This window comes from Marinobacter lipolyticus SM19, from assembly GCF_000397065.2.
Lineage (GTDB): Bacteria > Pseudomonadota > Gammaproteobacteria > Pseudomonadales > Oleiphilaceae > Marinobacter > Marinobacter lipolyticus.
On sequence record NZ_KE007326.1, the window covers coordinates 260,124 to 283,368 of the forward strand.

Annotated in this window: 28 protein-coding genes; 13 read left to right on the forward strand and 15 right to left on the reverse strand. The window is 57.5% G+C overall.

The genetic code is table 11. From position 1 onward, the window contains the following. Positions 1 to 1,131, forward strand: a 1,131-nt coding sequence (locus MARLIPOL_RS13285) for a sensor domain-containing diguanylate cyclase (RefSeq protein WP_012138711.1), incomplete at its 5' end; no start/stop codon positions are given. 42 nt (positions 1,132 to 1,173) lie between these two features. Here MARLIPOL_RS13285 and MARLIPOL_RS13290 read toward each other — a convergent pair. Both MARLIPOL_RS13290 and MARLIPOL_RS13295 read right to left on the reverse strand, forming a co-directional pair. Beyond that, a complete protein-coding gene (locus tag MARLIPOL_RS13290) occupies positions 1,174 to 2,028 on the reverse strand; it encodes a crotonase/enoyl-CoA hydratase family protein (protein WP_012138712.1) in 855 nt (284 codons plus the stop codon). Between the two features lie 108 nt (positions 2,029 to 2,136). Beyond that, positions 2,137 to 2,466, reverse strand: a complete 330-nt coding sequence (locus MARLIPOL_RS13295) for an antibiotic biosynthesis monooxygenase family protein (RefSeq protein WP_012138713.1) — start codon at positions 2,464 to 2,466, stop codon at positions 2,137 to 2,139. A gap of 265 nt (positions 2,467 to 2,731) precedes the next feature. On the opposite strand from MARLIPOL_RS13295, the gene MARLIPOL_RS13300 reads away from it, so the two are divergent. Then, positions 2,732 to 2,938 carry a cold-shock protein gene (locus tag MARLIPOL_RS13300; protein WP_012138714.1) on the forward strand — a complete coding sequence of 69 codons (207 nt, stop codon included), beginning with the start codon at positions 2,732 to 2,734 and terminating at the stop codon, positions 2,936 to 2,938. Between the two features lie 80 nt (positions 2,939 to 3,018). On the opposite strand, the gene MARLIPOL_RS13305 is transcribed toward MARLIPOL_RS13300, so the two are convergent. Next, positions 3,019 to 3,690, reverse strand: coding sequence for an SDR family oxidoreductase (locus MARLIPOL_RS13305; RefSeq protein WP_012138715.1), 672 nt, complete (start codon positions 3,688 to 3,690; stop codon positions 3,019 to 3,021). Between the two features lie 122 nt (positions 3,691 to 3,812). Between MARLIPOL_RS13305 and MARLIPOL_RS13310 the strand changes: the two genes are divergently transcribed. Then, on the forward strand, positions 3,813 to 4,838 hold the full coding sequence (locus MARLIPOL_RS13310) for a 2-dehydropantoate 2-reductase (protein ID WP_012138716.1): 1,026 nt from the start codon (positions 3,813 to 3,815) through the stop codon (positions 4,836 to 4,838). Further along, positions 4,832 to 5,692 (forward strand): M90 family metallopeptidase, encoded by an 861-nt coding sequence (locus MARLIPOL_RS13315; RefSeq protein ID WP_012138718.1) that lies wholly within the window; start codon positions 4,832 to 4,834, stop codon positions 5,690 to 5,692. Before MARLIPOL_RS13310 ends, MARLIPOL_RS13315 begins: the two co-directional genes overlap by 7 nt. Here MARLIPOL_RS13315 and MARLIPOL_RS13320 read toward each other — a convergent pair. Continuing rightward, the gene (locus tag MARLIPOL_RS13320) at positions 5,631 to 6,554 is read right to left on the reverse strand and encodes a LysR family transcriptional regulator (RefSeq protein ID WP_012138719.1); all 924 of its coding nucleotides are present in this window, start codon (positions 6,552 to 6,554) and stop codon (positions 5,631 to 5,633) included. The two genes, MARLIPOL_RS13315 and MARLIPOL_RS13320, sit on opposite strands and share 62 nt — an antisense overlap. Before the next feature lie 111 nt (positions 6,555 to 6,665). Between MARLIPOL_RS13320 and MARLIPOL_RS13325 the strand changes: the two genes are divergently transcribed. Together MARLIPOL_RS13325 and MARLIPOL_RS13330 are read left to right on the forward strand one after the other, a co-directional pair. Beyond that, positions 6,666 to 7,106 carry a DoxX family protein gene (locus MARLIPOL_RS13325; protein ID WP_012138720.1) on the forward strand — a complete coding sequence of 147 codons (441 nt, stop codon included), beginning with the start codon at positions 6,666 to 6,668 and terminating at the stop codon, positions 7,104 to 7,106. 41 nt (positions 7,107 to 7,147) lie between these two features. After that, positions 7,148 to 7,954: a dioxygenase family protein gene (locus MARLIPOL_RS13330; RefSeq protein WP_012138721.1), complete on the forward strand. Its 807-nt coding sequence runs from the start codon at positions 7,148 to 7,150 to the stop codon at positions 7,952 to 7,954. Here MARLIPOL_RS13330 and MARLIPOL_RS13335 read toward each other — a convergent pair. From MARLIPOL_RS13335 to MARLIPOL_RS13350, 4 genes are read right to left on the reverse strand one after another with little or no spacing between them, the layout of a single operon-like run. After that, positions 7,935 to 8,378 carry a carboxymuconolactone decarboxylase family protein gene (locus MARLIPOL_RS13335; RefSeq protein ID WP_036191669.1) on the reverse strand — a complete coding sequence of 148 codons (444 nt, stop codon included), beginning with the start codon at positions 8,376 to 8,378 and terminating at the stop codon, positions 7,935 to 7,937. The genes MARLIPOL_RS13330 and MARLIPOL_RS13335 overlap by 20 nt on opposite strands. A 53-nt stretch (positions 8,379 to 8,431) precedes the next feature. Continuing rightward, entirely contained in the window at positions 8,432 to 9,244 is an 813-nt protein-coding gene (locus MARLIPOL_RS13340) for an AraC family transcriptional regulator (protein WP_012138724.1), read from the reverse strand. A gap of 25 nt (positions 9,245 to 9,269) precedes the next feature. Beyond that, the gene (locus MARLIPOL_RS13345; RefSeq protein ID WP_012138725.1) at positions 9,270 to 9,509 is read right to left on the reverse strand and encodes a hypothetical protein; all 240 of its coding nucleotides are present in this window, start codon (positions 9,507 to 9,509) and stop codon (positions 9,270 to 9,272) included. A gap of 3 nt (positions 9,510 to 9,512) precedes the next feature. Then, positions 9,513 to 10,178 carry a DNA-3-methyladenine glycosylase I gene (locus MARLIPOL_RS13350; protein ID WP_012138726.1) on the reverse strand — a complete coding sequence of 222 codons (666 nt, stop codon included), beginning with the start codon at positions 10,176 to 10,178 and terminating at the stop codon, positions 9,513 to 9,515. A gap of 85 nt (positions 10,179 to 10,263) precedes the next feature. Here MARLIPOL_RS13350 and MARLIPOL_RS13355 point away from each other — a divergent pair, with 85 nt between their 5' ends. Continuing rightward, positions 10,264 to 10,446 (forward strand): DUF2897 family protein, encoded by a 183-nt coding sequence (locus tag MARLIPOL_RS13355; RefSeq protein ID WP_012138728.1) that lies wholly within the window; start codon positions 10,264 to 10,266, stop codon positions 10,444 to 10,446. Positions 10,447 to 10,461: 15 nt separating this feature from the next. On the opposite strand, the gene MARLIPOL_RS13360 is transcribed toward MARLIPOL_RS13355, so the two are convergent. The 7 genes from MARLIPOL_RS13360 to MARLIPOL_RS13390 all read right to left on the reverse strand — a co-directional run bounded on the left by MARLIPOL_RS13360 (position 10,462) and on the right by MARLIPOL_RS13390 (position 15,947). Beyond that, on the reverse strand, positions 10,462 to 10,974 hold the full coding sequence (locus MARLIPOL_RS13360) for a copper chaperone PCu(A)C (RefSeq protein ID WP_036191845.1): 513 nt from the start codon (positions 10,972 to 10,974) through the stop codon (positions 10,462 to 10,464). Between the two features lie 114 nt (positions 10,975 to 11,088). Next, positions 11,089 to 12,198 (reverse strand): dihydrolipoamide acetyltransferase family protein, encoded by a 1,110-nt coding sequence (locus MARLIPOL_RS13365; RefSeq protein ID WP_012138730.1) that lies wholly within the window; start codon positions 12,196 to 12,198, stop codon positions 11,089 to 11,091. After that, complete coding sequence (locus tag MARLIPOL_RS13370) at positions 12,195 to 13,220, reverse strand: alpha-ketoacid dehydrogenase subunit beta (protein ID WP_228677621.1); 1,026 nt, start codon at positions 13,218 to 13,220, stop codon at positions 12,195 to 12,197. The genes MARLIPOL_RS13365 and MARLIPOL_RS13370 overlap by 4 nt, the downstream gene beginning before the upstream one ends. Beyond that, positions 13,217 to 14,311: a pyruvate dehydrogenase (acetyl-transferring) E1 component subunit alpha gene (pdhA, locus tag MARLIPOL_RS13375; RefSeq protein ID WP_012138732.1), complete on the reverse strand. Its 1,095-nt coding sequence runs from the start codon at positions 14,309 to 14,311 to the stop codon at positions 13,217 to 13,219. The genes MARLIPOL_RS13370 and pdhA overlap by 4 nt, the downstream gene beginning before the upstream one ends. Positions 14,312 to 14,425: 114 nt before the next feature. Continuing rightward, a complete protein-coding gene (locus MARLIPOL_RS13380; protein WP_012138733.1) occupies positions 14,426 to 14,941 on the reverse strand; it encodes a phosphate-starvation-inducible PsiE family protein in 516 nt (171 codons plus the stop codon). A 38-nt stretch (positions 14,942 to 14,979) separates the two neighbouring features. Next, positions 14,980 to 15,318: a zinc ribbon domain-containing protein YjdM gene (locus tag MARLIPOL_RS13385; RefSeq protein ID WP_012138734.1), complete on the reverse strand. Its 339-nt coding sequence runs from the start codon at positions 15,316 to 15,318 to the stop codon at positions 14,980 to 14,982. Positions 15,319 to 15,389: 71 nt separating this feature from the next. Further along, the gene (locus MARLIPOL_RS13390; RefSeq protein WP_228677625.1) at positions 15,390 to 15,947 is read right to left on the reverse strand and encodes a histidine phosphatase family protein; all 558 of its coding nucleotides are present in this window, start codon (positions 15,945 to 15,947) and stop codon (positions 15,390 to 15,392) included. Between the two features lie 311 nt (positions 15,948 to 16,258). Between MARLIPOL_RS13390 and MARLIPOL_RS13395 the strand changes: the two genes are divergently transcribed. The 6 genes from MARLIPOL_RS13395 to MARLIPOL_RS13420 all read left to right on the forward strand — a co-directional run bounded on the left by MARLIPOL_RS13395 (position 16,259) and on the right by MARLIPOL_RS13420 (position 23,173). Next, complete coding sequence (locus MARLIPOL_RS13395) at positions 16,259 to 16,711, forward strand: YaiI/YqxD family protein (protein ID WP_012138736.1); 453 nt, start codon at positions 16,259 to 16,261, stop codon at positions 16,709 to 16,711. 71 nt (positions 16,712 to 16,782) lie between these two features. Continuing rightward, the gene (locus tag MARLIPOL_RS13400; RefSeq protein WP_012138739.1) at positions 16,783 to 18,573 is read left to right on the forward strand and encodes an ABC transporter ATP-binding protein; all 1,791 of its coding nucleotides are present in this window, start codon (positions 16,783 to 16,785) and stop codon (positions 18,571 to 18,573) included. Positions 18,574 to 18,655: 82 nt separating this feature from the next. Then, positions 18,656 to 19,429: an ABC transporter ATP-binding protein gene (locus tag MARLIPOL_RS13405; RefSeq protein ID WP_012138740.1), complete on the forward strand. Its 774-nt coding sequence runs from the start codon at positions 18,656 to 18,658 to the stop codon at positions 19,427 to 19,429. Beyond that, a complete protein-coding gene (locus MARLIPOL_RS13410; RefSeq protein WP_012138741.1) occupies positions 19,419 to 20,351 on the forward strand; it encodes an ABC transporter substrate-binding protein in 933 nt (310 codons plus the stop codon). Before MARLIPOL_RS13405 ends, MARLIPOL_RS13410 begins: the two co-directional genes overlap by 11 nt. Beyond that, positions 20,341 to 22,371 carry a Fe(3+)-hydroxamate ABC transporter permease FhuB gene (fhuB, locus tag MARLIPOL_RS13415; RefSeq protein WP_012138742.1) on the forward strand — a complete coding sequence of 677 codons (2,031 nt, stop codon included), beginning with the start codon at positions 20,341 to 20,343 and terminating at the stop codon, positions 22,369 to 22,371. The genes MARLIPOL_RS13410 and fhuB overlap by 11 nt, the downstream gene beginning before the upstream one ends. Further along, positions 22,358 to 23,173 (forward strand): (2Fe-2S)-binding protein, encoded by an 816-nt coding sequence (locus tag MARLIPOL_RS13420; protein ID WP_012138743.1) that lies wholly within the window; start codon positions 22,358 to 22,360, stop codon positions 23,171 to 23,173. The genes fhuB and MARLIPOL_RS13420 overlap by 14 nt, the downstream gene beginning before the upstream one ends. Positions 23,174 to 23,245 lie beyond the last annotated feature (72 nt).

Below are 23,245 nucleotides of genomic sequence, written 5' to 3' on the forward strand. Positions count from 1 at the left end.
GACAGCAGTTTTCTTGCCATGTGGCGACTCTGGTGGTTCGGCGACGCCCTCGGTCTGATGATACTCACGCCATTGCTGGTTACGTTTTGCCATGCCATTAAGTACCGGTTGGTGTCCGTCAGGGCCTCGAAACTGGCAGAACTCACCCTGCTTTGGACTGGAATGATCCTCACCGGCTCTAATGCGCTGATTGACTCCAACATCAATGAACTGCATTTCCATCTGACGCCAATGTTACTCCTGCCCTTCGTGGTGTGGGCTGCAACCCGATTCAATACCGCTATTGCCGCCAGCACAACGGCCATCATTGCCTGGATGGCCACGGGCTATCTGGTCAGCGGGATACACCCCTATGCAATCACTCTTCCTCAGTTTGCTGTCTGGCAAACTCAGGAATATCTGGCCATTGTCAGCGTAATTTCTATCGGTTTGTCCGCTCTGATGCACGAACTGCGTGACCAGAGGCATCGCCTCGAATCCGCGACGGAGACTCTCAGATACCAGAACGAACAGCTGGAGGAGAAGGTCCGGGAGCGGACTCAATCGCTGGAACGGGCCAATGCCGAGCTGACGAGCTTGAATTCTCAACTGAAAGAATTGGCATCCACAGATCATTTGACCGGTATAGCGAACCGCAGGCAATTCCATGAAGCGGGTGAGCGGGAGTTGCACCGCCTGAAACATGACCAGGGCAAAGCCGTGCTGATCGCACTGGACCTGGATTATTTCAAGAGCATCAACGACCAGTACGGGCACGAAGCGGGCGACAATGTCCTCAGGCAGACGTTACCGCCGGTAAAAAACAATATCCGGCCATCGGATCTCTTTGCCCGGGTCGGTGGAGAGGAGTTTTTAATATTTCTCACGGATGTGGAAGAAGCCACCGCAGTCAGAATTGCTGAACGGATTCGAGAACACATTGCCGCTACCGATATGGAGGTGCCTTCCGGAACAATCCGCATAACGGCAAGCCTGGGCGTCGCAAAGTGGGACCAGACCTGCGATCTGAAGACGCTTATCAATCGTGCAGACATTGCGCTCTACCAGGCCAAACGCGAGGGCCGTAACTGCACTCGAACCTACACGACGGAGACAGAAGACGGTGACCAGATGGCCCCGGGACCGGTGTGAGCCACCGGCCACCGTTTCCTCAACAACAGAGAAGAGTCATCGTCACTCAGAGAAAAGATCCTTAACAGGAAACAAGCCCTCATATTCCGGGATCTGTTTCTGGGCCTTGGCCTGGAAAGTCTTCATCATGTCACCTGGCCGGAACATCCCCGCCTGCCAGGTCGCCATGTACTTCAGGCTGTCTTCCACGCTGTGATCGCGACTGTAGTTCAGCATTTCCTTGCAGCCTGTCACCGCCAGGGGTGAGTTCGCGGCAATCTGCCGCGCCACGGTCATAACGCCCTCCAGCATGGCCTCCTGGTCGTCATACACTTCATTCACGAACCCCAGCGACTTGGCCTCACCCGCCGATAGCTTTCGGCCGGTATAGGCGAGTTCCCGCACCACACCCTGCGGCATCAGTTTAGGCAGGCGTTGCAACGTCCCCACATCGGCGGTCATGCCCAGCTCAGTTTCCTTGATGGTGAAATAGGCATCATCAGTGCAGTAACGGCTGTCGGCCGCACATATGAGATCAAGCGCACCACCGATGCAGCCTCCGTGAACGGCGGCAAGCACCGGCAAACGCACTTGTTCCAGAGAGGTCAGGGTATCCTGAAGCTGCAGGACCACTCGGCGGAGGTTCTCCGCCATACGGCCAGGATCACCACTCATGGGCACGGATTTGGGATCACTGAACACGCCCAGGTCCATACCTGCAGAGAAGTGCTTGCCGGTCGACGAAATCACGATCACCCGCGCGTCCGTGTTGGCCTCGATGTCCTGCATACACCGGGGCAGTTCCAGCCAGAACGCCTTGTTCATGGAATTCAGCGCTTCGGGGCGACTGAACTGCACATGAGCGATGTAGTCGGATACCTCAACGGAAAAACTCTGGTAGGTCGCAAGCTCTGGCACAAGGCACTCCTTATATCGGGATCGGATTCAGGTCTGGAGCAGATTAAACCATGTTGCCGTCCCATTCACCCACCTTTGAAGACTCAGTCCGTGACGCCGGCCCCGATCTCAGTGTTCCCGGTTCGGCCCACCGGGGGGCATGACCACCCACTCGGGATCCTCAAACTCACCCAGCGGCCGGATTTCCACAAATGGCGCCGCGCTGAGGATAATATCGGTGATTCTGGGGTCCTTGTCGGATTCCATTGCATCACGCGCCGCTTTGCTATCCCAGCTCGCAATGGCGATCAGCGTATTGGGGTCATCAATCTTCCGATGCAGTTCCGTGCCCCTGGCGCCGGGGGCCTGCTGGATCAACTCACTGGCCCGCACCCACGCATCCGCATAGTCCTCAGCCGAGTAACCTTCCTTGATACGAACTTCAAACATGTACTTCATACATCCTCCGTTCCGGAACAATCGTCACGTGCCCCGGTTTATGCCTATACAAAATAGCTTTGCATTCAACCGCCAATGGGGTACAGTGAATCCCGTTGGAAAGATAGAGCAAAGCATTTCATCAATAAGACGCATCTCTGTTGTAACAAGTAGTGCATCGTCCTGTTTTTGACCACGCCAGTCTTTTGTTTCCGCATACCGCTGATCAGTCATCATGTCGATGATCTGACAGCACATAAAATGATTGAATTCAGGATAGTTAAATATGTCTACTGTTACCGGTACTGTTAAGTTCTTCAACGAAGCAAAAGGCTTTGGCTTTATCACTCGTGAAGGCGGCCCGGACGTTTTTGTTCACTACAGCGCCATTCAGGGCGGCGGCTTCAAGACTCTGGCAGAAGGCCAGCAGGTCGAGTTCACCGTCACTCAGGGCCAGAAAGGTCCTCAGGCGGAAAACGTGACTGGTCTGTAAAACAGCCCACGCACAGAAAAAGGCAGCTTCGGCTGCCTTTTTTCGTTATTCATCGCCCATTCCGTGCGCGCGAAATCAGATTACCAAGGCAATAACTCCCCATTGCTGTGCCAGAATGAGCCGGAGTTATCCAGATTCAGTTCCTCAATTCTCTCAGCCAGGCCTTTTGCCGATTCAGCTGGAGTGATCAGTCCGCCGAAATTCACCATGCGGGTTTTGACATAGCCGGGGTGTAACTGGGCGACGGCGATGCCTTTTGGTTGCAGGTCCACCGCCAGGGATTTTCCAAAGGCATTCAGTGCGGCCTTTGACGCCCGGTAACCGTAACGACCACCTGAGTCATTGTCGGCAATAGAACCCATTCGACTGGTTATGTTGGCAATCTTGCCGCCGTAGGGAATCTGCCCCACCAGCGCCTCCGCCACTCGCAGCGGCGCATAGGCATTGATTTCCATCTGCGTGCGGATGGAGTCGAAGTCGATACTGCCCAACTTTTCATCCTGCAACAGACCGGCGTTATTGATCAGCAGGTCAATGGTCTGGCCGTCCAGTTCTTTGACCAGCTTCTGGATACCGGCATCCGAGGTCACATCCACACCTTCGATGACTTTCGCAGCCGTCTCCTGCAATTCCGCTGAGGCCTCACGGCATACACCAATCACCTGACACCCTTTACCGGCGTAGTGTCGAGCCAGCTCAAGACCAATACCACGGTTGGCTCCAGTAATAACGACTGTCTGATTCTCTGGCATATTCTTTTCCTCCTGCGGACACATGCATTCAGGCATGAGAGTATGGCATCACTCGGGCAAGCGGGCCAAAATAGCGACGCTTCCATGAAAACAACAAACGGTATCAGGATAAGGCTTAACTTGTGACCGAAACCACTTTCCGAATTGTCATTTTTGGTGCCGGCAGCGTCGGCTGCTATCTGGGCGGCCGGCTGCTGTCTGCCGGTGTTGATGTGACCATGGTTGGGCGGCCCAGAATGCGTGAGGTACTACAAACCAACCCCCTGGTGGTGACCGACTATGAGGGCTTCAGCTTTCGCAGCCAGCTTGCCGGAAACCAGTACGTAACTTCCGCCGAAGCTGCCCGGCAGGCGGACCTGGTTCTGGTCACAGTGAAATCCGCAGCAACTTCCGAGGCCGGCAGTCAGCTCGCTCCCTGGGTGCCTGCGGGCGTGCCGGTAGTCAGCCTGCAGAACGGAATCTCCAACGCTTCACACCTTCAGGAGGCGATGCCGGAAGCCACCGTGCTGGCCGGTATGGTGCCGTTCAATGTGTTACAGCAGCAGCCGGGCCATTTCCATCAGGGCACCGAGGGCCATCTGATGGCAGATAAGCATCCGTCACTCGAACCCGCCCTGCCCTGGTTTGCCAAGGCAGGATTACCGCTGGAACTGAGGTCCGATATCGAATCGGTTATGTGGTCCAAGTTACTGCTGAACCTGAACAACCCGGTCAACGCACTGTCAGGAGTCCCCCTGCTGGAGGAGCTCTCACAGCGGGACTATCGCCGCTGCCTTGCCCTGGCGCAACGTGAAACGCTGCAACTTCTGAAGGCCGCCGGCATCCCTACTGTCAAACTGACCGCTCTGCCAATGAACCTGATTCCGCCACTGATGTCGACGCCGGACTGGCTGTTTACACGGCTGGCCAAACAGATGCTGACCATTGATCCCGTCGCCCGTTCCTCCATGTGGGAAGACCTCCAGGCCGGACGGCCAACGGAGATCGACTGGATCAATGGCGAAGTAGTGAAACTGGCGGAACGACTGGGCAAGGATGCACCGGTCAACCGGAAGTTGGTGAAGCTGATGCATCAGCGTGAGAACCAGCCACGGGACTGGAACGCCGCTGAACTACTGAACGCATTACGGGACAGTAGACCGTGCTGATCTATGCCATCTTCGCCATAACATTGATCGCACTGAGCATTTTCTACCTGTTCTTCTACCGGCAATGGCGTCGCGAACGGGCACTGCAAGAACCTTTTCCGGGCCAGTGGCGACAACTGCTGACTACCCAGGTGCCGCTGTACCACAGACTTTCCGAGTCATTACAACGACAACTTGAACAACGGGTGCAGCTGTTCCTCGCGGAAAAAACCTTCTATGGCTGCGACGGTTTTGACGTGGATGACAGGGTCCGGCTCACCATTGCCGGCCACGCCTGCCTGTTGATACTGGCCCGCGACTATACCGATTTCGATGATGTCCGCAGCATCCTGGTGTATCCGGACGCCTATCACGTGAGAGATGTGGAAAACGATGGCATGGTGGTGAGCGTCAGCAACCAGATTCGCGCTGGTGAAGCCTCCAGCCGTGGCCAGGTGGTACTGGCCTGGGCGGAATGCGAAGAAGGGGCGGTCAATCCACACGGCGAACACAATGTTATTCTCCATGAATTCGCACACCAGCTTGATTACCTCGACGGCACTGCCGATGGTGCCCCTCCCCTTAGCGGCGAACAGGCCAGACAGTGGAAGCAAACCATGACCCGCGCCTACGAGCACCTGCGGCACTCCCTCCGGCACCACCAGCACAGCTGGCTTGATCCTTACGGCGCAACCGAGCCCGCCGAATTCTTTGCGGTACTGACAGAAGCCTTCTTTCAACAGCCCCAACACCTGAGCGACGAGCAGCCCGATGTGTATCGGGCCCTCTGCGGGTTCTACCGCTTTGATCCGCTCAGGGACGTGTCCGGTGATCAGGCTGCGCCTTTTGAAGCCCACCCGAAAACTTATCACTGAGGAAGTCCACCAACGCCCTGACCTTGGGCGCTACAAACTTGCGCGTGGGATAGATGGCGTAGATCCCCAGCTCCATGGAGCGGTACTCCGGCATCACTTCCACCAGCGAACCGGTGGCCAGGTCCGCGCCCACCAGAAAATCCGGTTGCAGGATAATACCTTGATGGCTGAGCGCTACGGCACGACAGGTATCGCCGTTGTTGGTATTCAGCCAGGGTCGAATACGAACCGATACAGCACCATGCGGTCCCTCAAATTGCCAGTCGTGACGCGTTGCCAGATTACTGTAGGCAATAATCCGGTGTTCAGACAGTTCCGACGGGTGCCAGGGCGTGCCATGAGTTGCCAGGTAATCCGGTGAAGCGCAAAGTAGTATGCGGGTAGATGCCAGATTGCGACTGATCAGTGTGGAACTGGGCAGGCTGGCTATACGGATCGCCAGGTCAAAGCCTTCCTCAACGATATCTACAATCCGGTCGGCCAGGTTGATGTCCAGCTGGACATCCGGGTGCCGTTGATGAAACTCCCCCCACAGCGGCCCAAGATGACCAATGCCAAAACTCACGGGCACATTGATCCTCAGCAGCCCGCGGGCATTACCACTGCGGGAATCCAGTTCGGCTTCGGCCTCCTCAACATCTGACAGTAATTCCTTGCATCGAAAATAGAAGACCTCCCCCTCATCTGTCAGCGACAGCCGACGGGTTGTGCGATGCAGCAACCGAACGCCCAACCGCGTTTCCAGGTCGTTTACATACCGGGATACCGCTGCTTTAGAGACCCCCATCCCCTCGGCTGCTCCGACAAAACTTTTGGCATCGACCACCGACACGAAGGTTTGCATCTCCAGTAGCTTATCCATTGTTTCATTTTCCGAGACAGTTAATATTATTTTTCTATATTTATCCCATTTTTATTAACGCGTAAAGTTCACACCATGGTTTAACAACGAACCCACACAGGAGAGAAACCAATGAACAACCAATTGATCAAGCGCGTTTTTGCTACCAACTCAAGCTGGGGAGCCCTGGCTCTGCGCATCCCCGTCGGCATCATCTTTGTAGCCCACGGCGCCCAGAAGCTGTTTGGCTGGTTTGGCGGCTACGGCCTGGAAGGTACCGGTCAGTGGATGGATTCCATCGGCCTCAGCCCCGGTTACCTGATGGCGCTGATGGCCGGCGGCGCGGAATTCCTCGGCGGCCTGGCACTGATCATCGGCCTGCTGGTTCGGCCCGCCAGTGCGGTCCTGGCCTTTGCCATGCTGATCGCGATTTTCAGCGTTCATATCGGTAACGGCCTGTTCATGAGCAACAACGGCTATGAATTTGGACTTGTATTGCTGGCCGTGTCCGTATCGCTGATCTTCAGCGGCGGTGGCCGGGCTTCCGTAGATGCCCTGCTTGCCCGCCAGTAAGACTGGACGAAACCATCAACCTGCGCCGAAAGGAGTGTGACATGAAGACATTGCCAAGCCTGTTCGTCTCCCATGGCGCACCCACGTTTGCCCTGGACCCTGGCCTCGCCGGCCAGGGTCTGGCTGAGTTGGGGCGCACGCTGAGTCATCCAAGCGCCATACTCGTGATATCTCCTCACTGGATGACACCCGGTGTGCAGGTTAGCACCGCAATTCAGCCGGAGACTATCCACGATTTTGGCGGATTTGATCCTGCCCTTTACGACATCACATACCCTGCCATTGGCCAACCTGAGGCCGCTGCCCGCGCCCTGGAACTGCTGTTACAGGCAGGCTGGCCGGCAACCGCCAACCAGCACCGGGGGCTCGACCACGGTGCCTGGGTACCCTTGCTGCACCTGTTCCCTCGAGCCGACGTACCGGTCTTTCAGGTGTCCATGCCACTGGATCTGGATACGGATTCGGCCTTTCAGCTTGGGCGCGCCCTGTCACCGCTGGCCGACGAGGGCGTACTGATCGTCGGGTCAGGTAGTCTGACCCACAATCTCTATGAGTTCCGTAACAGACACGAAGACAGCGAAGCCTACGCCAGTGAGTTCTCTGAATGGATCCAGCGTGCCGTTCTGGATGGGGATCATCACCGCCTCCTTCACGCTCTGGAACTGGCACCCCATGCCCTGCGGGCACATCCGACCACGGAACACTTTTTACCACTGCTGATCGCACTCGGTGCAGCCAACGCCTCCAATGAGGCTGGCGTTATTGAAGGCGGCATCCAACATGGGGTACTGGCCATGGATTCTTTTGTTTTTGGTCCCTGCCCCGGCATCAGAATCGGAAACCAATAGCCATCCGGTTCCAACTGTTGATTTGCAGAATCACAGCAGTCAGGCTCACCAGCTCAACGTCAGTGAAGTTACCACTGACTTCCCGATAAACCTGATCGCTGACCGGTTTGTGAGCAATGTCTGTCAGGACTTCAGCCCAGCCCAAAGCAGAGCGTTCCCTGGCAGAAAATTCAGATGCCTCGCGCCAGGCTGACAACACATCAAGCCGCGACTGTTGCTCTCCGTCCCTGCGGGCTTCATCGTTATGCATTCGTAGGCAGAACGCACAACCATTGATTTGTGAAACCCGCACATTAACCAGGTGTATCAACGATGGATCGAGACTGCCTGCGGCGCCCTTCCCCAATTCAAGCAGGCCCTTGGGGATAGCCGGCTGAAGTGTGTAAACCCTATCTCTGGATAACCGTTTGTTATCGTGTTGCATGGCGTCTGGCCCCTCTGAATTTGAATTCCAGGGAACACACTAATGGGCCGCACTTACGTGGACTTGTATATCTGCGACAATTTTCGCGCCCGGTACTGGCCTGGCGTTTGATGGGTCACGCGGGAGAACTCGCGGACAAAATGAGGATGGTCAAAATAATCACAGGCCTGGGCGATATGACTCAGCGACAGGTCTGGCCGGTTCCGCAATAAGGCACGGGCCATTTTCACCCGCAGGATTCTGGAAAGTTGTCCCGGGGACAACCCGGTTTCGAGACGAAAGGCCCGCTCAAGCTTGCGGCGCTGGATACCTTGCCGGCTTAACACATCCCTGAGTATCCGCGGATGCTCCGGGAAATGATCAAGCCACCGTTGAATGATGGCGTATCGGGATTCCATCGTCTTCGCCCCGGTGAGGAATAGCCGGTCCAGTACGGCGAATGGTTCCACTGTGAACGGGCGTCCTTTCAGGCGCTCCATGAGCACATACAACGCAGGGTGGTCCTGTTCATCCAGGGGCTGATCAAGGTCTTCTGCAGAGACACCCAACAGAGCGAATGCCCCACCGGGCCGGAACCGCACAGATAAACAGTGTCGGGGATCATGGAAGTTCGCCTGGCACAGTTGGTTACTGAAACTCAGGCGCAGCCCAACAACCTCCCCGTGGAACAATGCGAAGGACAGGGTCGACCCGCCATCCGGGTACAGGTTAAACGACTGGCGTTTGCTGCCCTCAGATTGACCGTGGATGCTGTAGTACAGTTCAATCCAGGGTTGCAGCCCTGAATGTGGCCTGGCCATCCGGAAGGACAGGCCCGACAGGTCAGCTGGCCGAATCCCTATTGGCTCTCTAAACAATTGATCCATTGCTCAATGCACCGCCCCTCACATCTCATCGTCCGTCGCCCTTCACCCCCAACCGGTCCAGGTAGACGTGAAGCTCCTCTTCACTGATATTCACATACTCCAACACCCGCCCGTACAACATCACCGTGGGCACGTTGCGCCCATTCAGTTCACGCTGGGTTTCATGCAGTACATACAGAATAATCCGTTCCGTGCGCGTCAGGCCATCGCGAACATCGGGAATGACTTCCGAAAAGTCTGTGTATGAGGGAAATGTTTTCGACACCTGTCACCCCACCGAAAAAGACAGAATGCGGGACAGATGGCTGAAGGGCAGTCCCGTCTCCCGATGCCAGGCAGTAAACGCCTGCTGCGCCTGAACCAGGGCTTTCCTGGTTCCAGGCGTCGCATCCAGCAGTTCTTCCCGCCGCAGCCCAGCGACCACGTCCGGTGACAGGATAAAGCCATCCCAGCCTACTTGGCGCAGGAAGTATTGGGCGGTATTGCCCCCCAGGCGAGCACCATTGCGCTTGAGCCAAAGCAACAACCCCACCTGGTCGTCTGACGGCCAGCAATCCAGGAACGCCCCAAAGCTGCCATGCTCGCGGGCGGCATCTACAATCATCCGGGCGTTCTCCGGCACCGTGCGGATTTTCTGCATGTTCCGCACAATGCGCTCATCCTGCGCCAGGTCTTCCAGAACTTCTGGTGGAACCTGCTGCCAGTAGAGCGGGACGAAGCCCTGGAACGCCGACTCAAAGCCCGGCCACTTGTTCTCGATCACCCGCCAGACAAACCCCGCCTTGAACACGCAGCGGGTAATCTCGGACAGATAACGATCATCAGCCATCGCTTGCAGCTCCCCGGGCTCGGCCACCCTTGGCAAAAGCGAACGTAGCGCGACCTCTCCTCCCTTGCGGGCAGCGGCCTGGTCATAAATTCTGGAAAAAGACATGGATTATTTTCCGGGAATCAGGTTGTCGGGCTCAAGTGATCTGGTCCACTATAAAGGAAACAGAACTGTTCAGGGAGCCACGCTTATGCCACTCATAGGATGGGTCATTATCCTGCTTGCCCTGGGCCTGATCGTCGGCAGCCTGTTTCTGCTGCGAGACAGCGCCAATACGATGCATATCTCCGAGGAAAAGATGAAAAAAATCCAGGCGCGCAAGGCAGAAGTTGAAGCCGAAGAAAGCGCCGAGGACAGGGAAGACTGGCCCTGACCGCCACGCCATCAATTATGATTGGTGTCCGTGCATGTCCATTGTCTCTTTTTTCATCGGCTTACTTGTGCCATCCAGCGGCTGAACATTCAATTCAACGTCCATATTCTCTGCCCCCTCAAAAGTCACCGTCAGCGGAATACTTTCCCCTTCCTTCAGAGGGCCCTTCAGCTTCTCCAGCATCAGGTGATAACTGTGGGGCTCAAGTTCCACGGTTTCGCCGGCAGGGATCATCAAACCGTTTTCCAACGGCCGCATGCTCATCACGCCGTCGGTCATACGACTTTCATGGATGGATACCCTCTTGGCTCTGGGGGTCATGGCGCTGGTAAATCTGATATCGCTGGTTCCGTTGTTGGTAATCGCCATATACCCAACGCCCATGGGCGTACCCGGTGGTGTGGGACGACTCCAGGGATGCGCTATTGTGACCTCCCCCTGAGTGTATTCGTGAGCCAGGGCAGGTGTCGTCATCAGGGCACTGCAAGCCAGCAACAAGGTACCGGCCAAACGGGTGGTTCTTTTCATGGTGTCTCGCACAGGTTGTGGTTTTGAATCGATAGCGGCCATTCGGGTTGAAAGTGTTGCTTTCATTTTCCCCGAAGGCAAGGGGCATGATGACGCATCTCTTTCTGTGTGGGCTCAGGGCAACCGTAGCGATTCCATCATCGCAGTCAGAAAGCGCGCAGCCTCACCGCCTGTCGCCGCCCGGTGATCAAAGGTAACGGACAAAGGCAGGATGCGACGAATGGTCGCACTCCCCTTGTAGGGCACCACTTTCTCGCGGATGGTGCCAGCGCCCACGATGGCGACCTGAGGAGGGGTTACGATGGGATTGGCATACTGACCGGTCATGGTGCCGAAGTTGGAGAGCGTAATGGTCGCACCCTGCATTTCCTTCGGCGGAATCTTGCGGGTGGCAACCGCCTCACGCAGGTTCTCCAGGCCTTTGCGCAGGTCTTTGAGGGATCGGTGGTTCACGTCCCGCAGTACCGGCACAAACAGGCCGTCCGGCGTATCCACGGCAATGCCCACGTGCACTTCGCTCAGCAGCCGGCGGCTGAGATCGTCACCATTGAACCAGCAGTTCATCGCCGGCGATGCTTCACATGCGGTCGCGATCGCCTGTACCAGGCGCATGGTGATGTCGGTACCTTTCTTCCAATCACCAATATCCACATCCTCATAGATGGACACCGGGACTACCTGGGCATGGGACAACGCCATGTTTTTGGCCATGGTTCGACGGGTACCCCGCAGGGGCTCCGCCTCCCCCATCTGTTTCTGGTGGCTGGCCTGCCGGTGCACATCGTCGTTGGTGATCAGGCCGCCCGGACCACTGCCCTTGATCTGCTCCAGACTAACGCCCAATCGCTCCGCCAGAGCCCGTACGCCAGGAGTCGCACGGTGGGACCGGGCGCGCTTGCTGGACGGTGCGGCGCCGACAATAAATTGATCCTGCCCTGAGCCAGACTCGGTTTTTTTCAGCTCACCCACCACGGTGCCACTGTCGTCTCCTTCGCCCTCGTATGCCAGAAGCGGTTCGCCGGTGTGAATAATGTCGCCGGGCTCACCAAACAATTTGGCGATAATACCTGCTTCGGGAGACGGCACTTCCACGATAGCCTTGGCGGTTTCGACGCTGACCAGAACCTGATCCACGTTTACTGAGTCCCCCACCTTCACATGCCATTCGACAATTTCGGCTTCGGGGAGGCCTTCGCCCAGATCCGGGAGTTTGAAGTACTTCATAGGGCGATCACCTGCTCCACCGCTTCGACTATATCTTCTACATGAGGCAGATAGGCCTGCTCGTTACGGTAGTAAGGCATGATGGTGTCGTAACCGGTCACCCGCACGATCGGCGCCTGCAGATCCAGGAAGGCAGCTTCGGCAATGGAAGCCGCGATCTCCGCCCCTACTCCGCCGTTGCGACAGGCCTCATGCACAATCACCGCCCGACCGGTTTTGGCGACGGAACACAACAGGGTTTCACGGTCCAGAGGACTAATGGTGGCGACATCAATCACCTCGGTGGAAATGCCCTGCTCCGCGAGTTTGTCAGCGGCCTGCAGGGTTTCCAGTATGGACGCGCCCCAGCTGATGAGGGTGACGTCGTCGCCCTCCCGCAGGGTGTAACAGGTATCCAGCGGCAGCGCTTCGCCATTGTCGGCAACGCTTTGGGTCACCGCACGGTAGATGCGCTTGGGTTCCAGGAATACCACTGGGTCCGGATTGCGGATGGCCGCCAGAAGCAACCCGTAGGCCCGTTGCGGCGAGCTCGGAATCACTACCCGCAGGCCGGGCACATGGGCAAACAACGCCTCGGTGCTCTCGGAATGATGCTCCGGTGCATGGATACCACCGCCAAACGGCGCGCGATACACCAGCGGGCAATGCAACCGGCCGCGGGTACGATTGCGCATACGCGCGGCGTGGCTGACGATTTGCTCCATACCGGCGTAGATAAAGCCCATGAACTGAAACTCCGCCACCGGACGAAGGCCCTGGGTGGCCATACCAATGGCCGTGCCGGCGATCAGGTTTTCCGCCAGCGGTGTGTCCATCACCCGTTTGAATCCAAAGCGCTCCTTCAGGCCAACAGTGGCGCGAAACACACCGCCATTGGTGGCGATGTCTTCTCCGAGCACCACGACATGTTCATCGTGTTCCATTTCCCAGGCGAGGGCCATGTTGACGGCCTCCACCAGGGTCACCTCCTTCACCTCACCCGCTTTCTGTTTGTCCACGGCTTTCTGGGCGGACGCATTCATGCGCCACCTCCCTGCCCGGACCGGGCACGATGCTTGTCGGCAAGGCGGTCACGCTGATCGTGCAGGGCCGCCGGCAGGGTTTCAAACAGGTAATCCATCATCGCCGTGGGCGGTTCCGGCTCCATTGCCAGATATTCCTCGACGGCCGTTTCCACGGTTTCCCGACAGTCGGCCTGCAGTTGTTTTTCCTGATCCGCATCCCAGTGCCCACTGTCGTGCAGATAATTCTGCAGGCGTTTGACGCCGTCCTTCTCCCAGGCTTTTTTCAGCTCCTCCGCATCGCGGTATCGGGTCGCATCATCGGCGGTTGTGTGATCCCCAAGACGATAGGTTACCGCCTCGATCACAGAGGCCCCCTTGCCTCCATGTGCCCGCTCCAACGCATACTCAATGGCTTCGGTTACTGAAAAGTAGTCGTTGCCATCCACGATGTGTCCCGGCAAACCGGCACCGATGGCCTTCTGGGCAATGGTTTCGGCCCCGCACTGGATGCTGCGGGGCGTGGAGATCGCCCACTGATTGTTGATCACCACGAACACCACCGGCAGGTGCCAGGCGCCCGCCAGATTGATGCTTTCCAGAAAATCTCCTTTCGAGGTACCGCCGTCCCCAACACAGCACACCACGGCCCGATCCTCGCCACGAATCCGGAAGGCCGACGCCACGCCCACGGCATGACAACACTGGGTGGCAATAGGAACGGCAATGGGCAGGTCTTCCCGGCAGTTTTCCCAGGAACTGCCCCGTTCATCCCCACCCCAGTACAAAAGCATCTCCTTCAGGCTCACGCCTCGCAGGATATGCGCCGCCTGATCCCGGTAGTACGGCACCAGCACATCGGTTTTCGCCATACTCTGGCCAACCGCCGTTCCGATCACTTCATGCCCAAGGACAGAGGGATAAGTGCCACATTTACCGGTGCGCTGCAGGGCAATCGTCTTGGAATCAAAGGTGCGGATCAGCACCATATGGCGGTAGGCAGCCAGAGTGCGATGGAGATCCCTGGCCTGGGTCGGCAGGTCGCCGAGTGGCTTGCCGTGATCATCCAGATAACGTGTGCTATCCACATGGAACTCGTGGAGCTCTTTCATCCCATCCTCCTTGCACAGAGCGCCCTAAGGCACTCTGTTTAATATTTAGACGATGGTTATGAATAGTTCAATTTCAGGCAGGAGCGTACGGGTTATTTGCTATTTCGACGCCAATCAGTCATTCCACTGACGATTCTGATCCCCCTGCCTGAGCAGCCAGTAGGTAACACCAAGGGATAACGTAGTCGCGGCTATCCCGAATATGTACATGGGGGTCAGCGTTTCGAAGTCCAGAACGATGACTTTTCGCGCAATGGCCATCAGCGCAGTGGCAACCACCAACTGCACCGGAAAGACATTGGTACCAAGGTAAAGCCGGATATTAATGAAGATTTCCACGGCAATCAGTACAGCCATAAAGGCACCGAATGTGTAGAAAATATCATTGATATCAAGCAACAGAAGCGGGGGCGTAACCAGCCTGTCATAAATGATGTAGATGACATCTCCGACACCCCAGAGGATGACGGCGACCATCAGCACAGCAAGCACCCGAATCGCAAACCGTATGATACGGTGAAGGCCCCGGAAGAGAGGATCGGGAAAATCGACCGGGAGCTCCTGATGCAATTCGTACCGCCGCTCGGTGGACGATTGCGGCGGCGTCACATCCTCTTCTTGCCCAGCCATTCACACTCTCCCTGAGGCCCCTGAAGTTTCTGCGTAATTCAGGCTTTTTTCACAAATTCGGACTTCAACTTCATAGCACCAAATCCATCGATCTTGCAATCGATATCGTGGTCACCATCCACCAGACGAATATTTTTGACTTTGGTACCCACCTTGACCACGGAGCTGGAGCCTTTGACTTTCAGGTCCTTGATCACCGTCACGGTGTCGCCATCCTGAAGCTCGTTCCCGTTAGCGTCACGGATAACAGCACCAGCCTCTGCTTCGGCGGCTTCCGCCTCACTCCATTCATGCCCACATTCCGGGCATACCAGCTGAACCCCGTCTTCGTAGGTATATTCGGATTGGCACTTTGGGCAGGGGGGTAGCTGGGACATGGAGCGGTTCCTTAAATGATGTAAAGAGCAGGCAGTTTACCAGAAACCACCACCCACGGAGGCGGAAACCGCTAATCTCCAGGCGAAACCCGCGCCAACACAGACGGATTCCCCGACAACGGCAGGGCAATGATCACCCCCTCATTCGACGCCGGATACACATCCGTGAGCCGGGTGATATTGACCTGGTGAGACACCAGAATGACAGGCGCACCCTCGTCCAGATTATTCACCAGTGCAATGGTCTGTTTCGTCGCCATACTGCCGTCCTCGCGATTGCTGAAAAAAGAATTCAGGGAAGGCCACTCCATCACCGTTCCCATATTCATTTCCCTCGCAGTCTCTTTGCAACGGCACCACTGACTGCTGAACACCCGAGCCTGCCGGATTCCCTGTTTTCTCAAAAAAGGCTTCCAGGCCCGGGCCTGCTCCCGCCCCTGTTCGTTCAGGTTCCGCTGGGTGCTGCAGTCCTCAAGATCAAAGTTGTCCGGATCCCCGGTGCCGGGTGCGAGGGCATGACGAAGCATCAGGACTGCCCGACCGTCCCGTAAAGCCTCCCAGGCGTCTGAATCACTAGCTCGTGCAGAGTTTGTAGCAACTAGAGTCAGCACAAGCGCTACGGCGAACATGACTTTGGAAGAAGCATGCAATCTCATAAGCTTACTCATTCGTTAGCCCGAAGTTGGAACATTGGCCGCGGAGATATCCCCACAGCTTGATCGCACCATTGGGAGGGGCTTTCCAAAAATGTTGGAGGCCCGGGAAGGCCGGAAACAAGCGCACATGGATGTGCTCGTAGCGGTTTTTGGAAAGCCCCTCCCAATGGTGCCAGCCCGCGAAAGCTGCAGTCTTATCAAATAATACGCGGACCAAACCTACCAGGCTCACAACAACAAAAGGTAAACTTCACCCCAGAACCAAATCGACGAAGGAACCAACCATGCCAATCTGGGTCGACGCCGACGCCTGCCCCGTACCCATCCGGGAAATACTCTGCCGCGCCGCTACCCGCTGGCAGATCGACACCACCTTTATCGCCAACCACGCCATCAGCCTGCCCCCAAGTCCCTACATCAAACGCATGCAGGTTCCCCAGGGCTTTGATGTCGCGGACAATGAAATCATGGATCAGATGAGCTCCGGCGATCTGGTCATTACCCAGGACATTCCGCTGGCCGCCGAAGCTATCGACAAAGGCGCGGATGTCTTCAACCCTCGTGGCCAGGCTTTCACCAAAGAGAATATTCGCCAGCGCCTGGCCATGCGTAATTTCATGGAAGAAATGCGGAGCGCCGGACAGGTCACGGGTGGTCCGGCCCCGTTCAGCCAGACCGATCGCAAAGAATTCGCCGACAAGCTGGACCGCTGGCTGCAACGCAACACCCGCAAGTGATAATGATTCTGTTTTAAAAGACTTGAGAATCCGCTACCCTTGCCGCTTTTCTGGCGCAAGCGGAGCGGATCATGACACAGCATTTCACCAAAGCCACCAGCAGTTTTGCCGCCCTTGGTCGCTTGCTGCGCTATGCCAGAGGGTATCGGCGACAGATCATTGCGGCCACTGCCTGCTCCATCATCAATAAGCTTTTCGACATTGCTCCGGAAATCCTTATTGGTATCGCCATTGATGTGGTGGTCAACAAAGAAGAGAGTTTTGTGGCTGGCCTGGGGTTCGAAACCGCCCAGGAACAGATCACCATTCTGGCCGTTCTGACCTTCTTTATCTGGGCCGGGGAATCCCTGTTCGAGTATCTGTTTCAGGTTCTCTGGCGCAACCTGGCCCAGCGCCTGCAATCGGACCTGCGACAGGATGCCTACGAACATGCCCAGCGTCTGGACATGAGCTTTTTCGAGGCCCGCAGCTCCGGCCAACTGGTCGCCACCATGAACGACGACGTAAACCAGTTGGAACGCTTTCTGGACGGTGGTGCCAACGCCATGATTCAGGTGTTGGTAACCGTAGTCGCCGTCGGCGCCGTGTTCTTTGTACTGTCACCGCTGATTGCCCTGCTGGCGTTTACCCCGATCCCCCTGATTGTCTGGGGAGCCTTCTATTTCCAGCGTAAAGCCGGACCACTGTACGCAGATGTGAGGGAGAAAGTAGGCGACCTCTCCAGCCGTCTGGCCAACAATCTTGGCGGCATCGCCACCATTAAGAGCTTCACCGCTGAACAACGCGAAGCTGAACGCCTGAAAGCCAGCAGCGAGGCATACGTGGAGGCCAATCGCCAGGCCATCCGTATCAGTTCCGCTTTCATTCCTGTTATTCGCATGGCAATCCTCGCCGGCTTCCTCGCCACCTTCACCGTTGGCGGCATGATGGCACTGGAAGGCACTCTCAATGTCGGTGCCTACGGCGTGCTGGTGTTCCTGACCCAACGCCTGCTGTGGCCACTGACCGGCCTGGCGGAAGTTATCGACCTGTTTGAGCGTGCCATGGCCAGCACGCGGCGGATCCTGGACTTGCTGGCAGAACCGGTCCATGTGCGGGACGAAGCTGACACGCCTCTGCCGGAGCCGGTTCGCGGCAGCGTCAAATTCAACAATGTGAGCTTCCACTACCCTTCCAGCGGTGCCGGTATCACCGGTATCAGCCTGGACGTGCCGGCCGGAAATACCTTGGCACTGGTCGGCGCAACTGGCTCCGGGAAATCCACCCTGATCAAGCTGTTGCTGCGTTTTTACGACCCGACGGAAGGTACGATTCAAATCGATGACAAGCCGATACAATCAGTCAGCCTGAAATCACTGCGGAACGCCATCGGCCTGGTCAGCCAGGACGTCTACCTGTTTGAAGGCACCATTCGGGACAACCTGGCCTACGGCAGGCCCGGCGCCAGCGACGAAGACATCATCGACGCCGCCCGTACCGCTGAAGCCTGGTCCTTTATTGAAGCCCTGCCCAACGGACTGGATACCGAGGTGGGTGAGCGTGGTGTCCGCCTGTCCGGCGGCCAGCGTCAACGCCTTTCCCTGGCCCGCGCGCTGTTGAAAAATCCACCGATTCTGGTTTTGGACGAAGCCACCAGCGCGGTGGACAACGAAACCGAGGCGGCCATCCAGCGGTCTCTGAAGCGCATCGGCCATAACCGTACGGTGATTATGATCGCCCATCGACTCTCCACCATTGTGGACGCGGACACCATCGCAGTTGTGGAGAACGGTAAGGTCGTGGAAAAAGGCAGCCATCAGACGCTGCTGGACAAAAACGGCGCCTACGCCGCCCAGTGGCGGGGGCAGACCGGACAGGCCTGATCATTATAATATTGATAGTAATTCGCATTTAGATTATTCTTCAGGCCCTAGGAATCCATCTCAAAGAACGAAGGGAGTCTGTATGTCTGCGTTCTTCAAAGTATCCAGCCTGGGTGTAGATATTGGCGACGCCGGCATACTGCGCAATATCAACCTTGAGTTTCGCGAAGGCGAAGTCACTGCCCTGCTTGGACACAACGGCTCCGGCAAGTCCACGCTGCTGAAAGTTCTGGCCCGCCAGTTATCACCATCCTCTGGCGAGGTCAGCGTACTGGGCACTTCGTTTAACAGTACGGGTGCCCGTGAATTTGCCCGCATCGTAGGCTACCTTCCCCAACACCCCCCTGGGACCGATGGACTGACGGTACGCGAACTGGTGGCTCTTGGCCGCTACCCATGGAGAGGACCTCTGGGGCGCTATAACGAAGACGATCACCAGTTGATCGATCAGGCGATTGACGACACCGGACTCCGTCACTTCCAGCATCGTTCCGTCGATACCCTCTCAGGAGGTGAACGCCAGCGCGCCTGGATCGCCATGCTGCTGGCGCAACAAACCCGGTGCCTGTTACTGGACGAACCCATCTCCGCCCTGGATGTGAAGCACCAGGTAGAGACTCTACGCCTGGTACACCGCCTGGCCGAAGAGCGGGAGTTAACGGTGATCGTAGTCCTTCACGACGTGGATCTCGCCGCCCGCTTCTGCGACCGATTGGTGGCTCTGAAAACCGGAGAGTTCGTTGCAGACGGAAGCCCACGCGAGATTATGGATTCCGGCATTCTCGAAACCATTTACGGTGTGCCCATGGGCGTGATGGAGCGGGCGCCGGGGCAGTGGGTCTCCTATGTTCACTAACCCCCGACTGTTTCACCTGATCACCGCCCTGTTTTTGAGCATGCTACCAACACTGGCCGGCGCCGGTACCTGGCAACATGAACAAGGCACCCTCACCCTCGACGAGCCCCCAAAACGGGTGATTACCCTGAACTGGGCGGCCACCGAAACCCTGTTACTCCTGGGCGTTACGCCTGTCGGTGTGGCGGATCGGGATGGTTACTCAGTCTGGGTCAAGGAACCGGCCCTCCCGGACGGCGTACACGATATCGGCGCCCGGGTGGCACCAAGCCTGGAGGCCATCGCTGAATTGAAACCGGATCTGATTGTGACCAGCTCGGAAATGGCGCCGGCCGCACAACTGTTGGAACGAATAGCGCCCACCTATGTGATCAGTGCTTACCGGGAAGAAAGCCAGCCGTTCGACAAGGCCCGGGAGATGCTACTGACACTGGGTGAGATGCTGGATCGCGAGGAGCGCGCGCGCGCCATCCTGGCGGACATAGAGCAGACTCTCGATACCCAGCGCCAACGACTGGAAAAGGCAGGATTGACCGACAGGCCCGTGGCCCTGGTGAACTTTCTGGACGATCGACATGTGCGGATCTACGCACCGAACGGCCTCTACCAACGCGCCCTTGACGGGCTTGGATTGACCAACGCCTGGTCACGGAAAGGCAATTTCTGGGGGTTTTCGGTAGTCGGGCTCGAGGCTATCGCCCCTTACCAGGACAGCCGCGTCGTGGTTATTTCCCCAACGCTGCCTGGCCTGTCCGATAATCTGGCCAACAGCCCTTTCTGGACCTATCTGCCGCCGGTAAAGCGCGAACAGATCTATCAGATTGATGCCACCTGGCCATTTGGCAGTGTATTTCCGATTAAACGGCTCGCGAAACAGCTGACCGATAGTTTGCTGGAAGGAGGCTCCGACAATGTACGCTGACACCTCCACCCTGCCTTTGGCACGTCCAACCATTCCGGCCACACTGCCGATTGCAGCGGTTATTCTCTGGCTCGGCGCTCTCTTCGCCAGCGCCACGCCCTGGCTGAATCAGTTGGACCCAATCGCAATACTTTCCGCATTCTGGACATTCAACCCTGATCAGTATGCATCGGTGCTTGCCCATTACAGCTGGGCACCCCGCGTGTCCATTGCCATGCTGATTGGCTGTGGTTTGGGGTTGGCGGGGGCCGTTACCCAGCAGATCCTCGGCAACCCGCTGGCGTCCCCCACCACGCTCGGTGTCGAAGCCGGTGGTCAGTTTGGTGTGACCGTAGCCACTTTGTTTGCGCCGGGCCTGCTTGCGTTCAGCCCGGATCTCGCCGCCATCGGGGGCGGTTTACTGGCCATCGGGCTGGTGATTGCGCTGACCTGGCGCCTGGGCTTTTCACCGGTGACGGTCATTCTCGCAGGGCTGGTGATCACCTTTTTCCTGGGCGCCATGAACATGGCCTTTCTGCTGCTTAAGGGAGAATGGCTCGGCAACCTGTACATCTGGGGAGCTGGCTCCCTGGTACAGAATAACTGGGGTCCGTTTATGGATCTCTGGCCCCGGGTCCTGGTGCTCGCAATCCTGATGTTACTGCTGATGCGACCGTTACAATTGCTCCAGCTGGGGCAGGCATCCGCCAGCTCACTGGGGGCCCGTGTAGGGCTGATCCGTGTGTTGGCATTGTTACTGGTGGTATTGATGAGTACCACCGTGGTCAGCCGGGTCGGGGTCGTCGCTTTTATCGGCCTCGCGGCGCCGGTACTGGCCCGGCTCCTGGGAGCACGCACCCTGGGCAGCCGCTTGCTTTGGAGCACGGTGATGGGGGGCGGCCTGCTGCTGTTGGCGGACACCCTCGCACATTGGGCGTCGACATGGGGTGACGGTTCCCTGGTCCCGACAGGAACCACAACAGCGCTGATCGGTGGCCCCGTTATCCTGCTGGCCCTGCAAGGCCTCAGGAATACCCACCACATGCCCGGCCAGGAATCGAGCCCGGCCGGCTTCCAGCCCAAACGACGCTCACCGGTCATAATCAGTGGCGTCATCGTCACCCTGCTACTGGCCACCATCGTCATCTCAATGGGCTGGTCTCCGGGACTGGACGGCTGGAACTGGACCCCCATCTCGCAATGGCATGAAGCCTGGGTCTGGAGAGGTCCGAGACTGCTGGCAGCGACCCTTGCAGGTGTTGCCCTGGGACTGGCGGGCACACTGATTCAACGCATGACAGGCAACCCCATGGGAAGTCCGGAGATGCTGGGCATCAGTGGTGGCGCCGCCCTGGTCATGGTGATGATTGTATTGTCCGGCCTGGAAGTCGGACGCGCGGGGCAGCTTGGCGCGGCCACCCTCGGCGCCGCAGCGGCACTCGGTTTACTCATCCTGCTGGCACGAAAGCACCGTTTCGCCGGCAACCAACTCCTTCTGGGTGGCCTGGCGCTGTATGTATTCATGGACGCAGGCCTACGGCTGGTCATGGCCTCTGGCGGCACCGTGGCGGCTCAGCTTCTGAACTGGATGTACGGCTCCACCTGGCTGACGTCCGAAAACGAAGCCTTTGGCCTGATGGCATTCATTGTTCTGATCTGCGGTCTTCTGTGCCTGGTGGTGCGTCCGCTAACACTGCTGCCGCTTGGTGATACGTCCGCCTCGGCGCTGGGGTTACCGGTTGCCAAGGCTCGCCTGCTACTCCTGTTGGTTGCCGCCGTACTAACTGCATCAGCTACAGTGGTGATCGGCCCCCTGAGCTTTGTGGGCCTGATAGCACCTCATCTCGCCCGCGTACTCGGCCAGCAGACAGTCGGCCGTCAGATGATTGTGGCCGCCCTGGTCGGCGGGCTTCTGCTGGCTGCTGCCGATTATCTGTCCCGTATTGTGGTTTACCCTGGCCAGCTACCAGCCGGATTACTTGCAGCGCTGGTCGGCGGTGTCTACTTCCTGTGGGGGCTGAGTCGTCATGGCCGTGCCTGAACCGGAACTCCGGCTTTGGCCGGAGCATTACCGTCACCTGCTTGCCGAATCCGGACTGGACCGGGATGCTGAGCTGGCCGGCGCCCTACAGCCCGAAGATATCAACCGAACGGCCTTGTTCTCACTGGCACAAGGCCTTCGGGACCCAGAATTATTACGCCAGCAGGTTCGCACTGACTATCCCGATGCACAGGATAACCGCGCGGTCACCGCGCGGTTATCGGTGCTGCAGCAGGATCTTGCCCTGAACATTATCGCACCGCAGACCTTACGGCTATTCCTGCACGGGAAAGCGCCTCAGCCGGATCCTGAAAGGATTTTTCTAGGTGCATTACGCCCAGGGGAACAAACGTCACCACGCTGGTTTCTGGCGGCCAATGCAACTCCTGTCGACGTTTGTGAGTTTGTCAGTGGCATGGAAGCACAGGTGAATGCCTGGTACCCGGTCTTTCGGCAATCACTTGGCGTCAGTCCTGGCGCTTACTGGAGCAGTGTTGGTCTGGGCCTGGGGGCACCTTTTTCCGTGGTCTGGAATCGTGGGGAACCGTCAGCCGTATGCCAGCTTGCGCAGGCATGGCTGAACCAATTCGAGTGCGATGCCAACCGCTTTATTGACTGGATACCCGCCGAGTTCAGCGGGCAATCATGCGCAATTCCTCAGCGCAAAGGCTGCTGCCTGAAGTATCTGTTACCGGAAGGGGGGTACTGCGGAACCTGTGGTATCTATCGAAAGGAACGTATGGCAACACTCAGCCACCAAAAGCCGAGCTCAACACCAGGCCAATGGCGACCAGGCCTATAAGCAGCCCGGAACTCGCGGCTATTTTTAATCCTTCAATCATTTCCTGCTCGGGTGTCATTCCCTGCCCTCCCC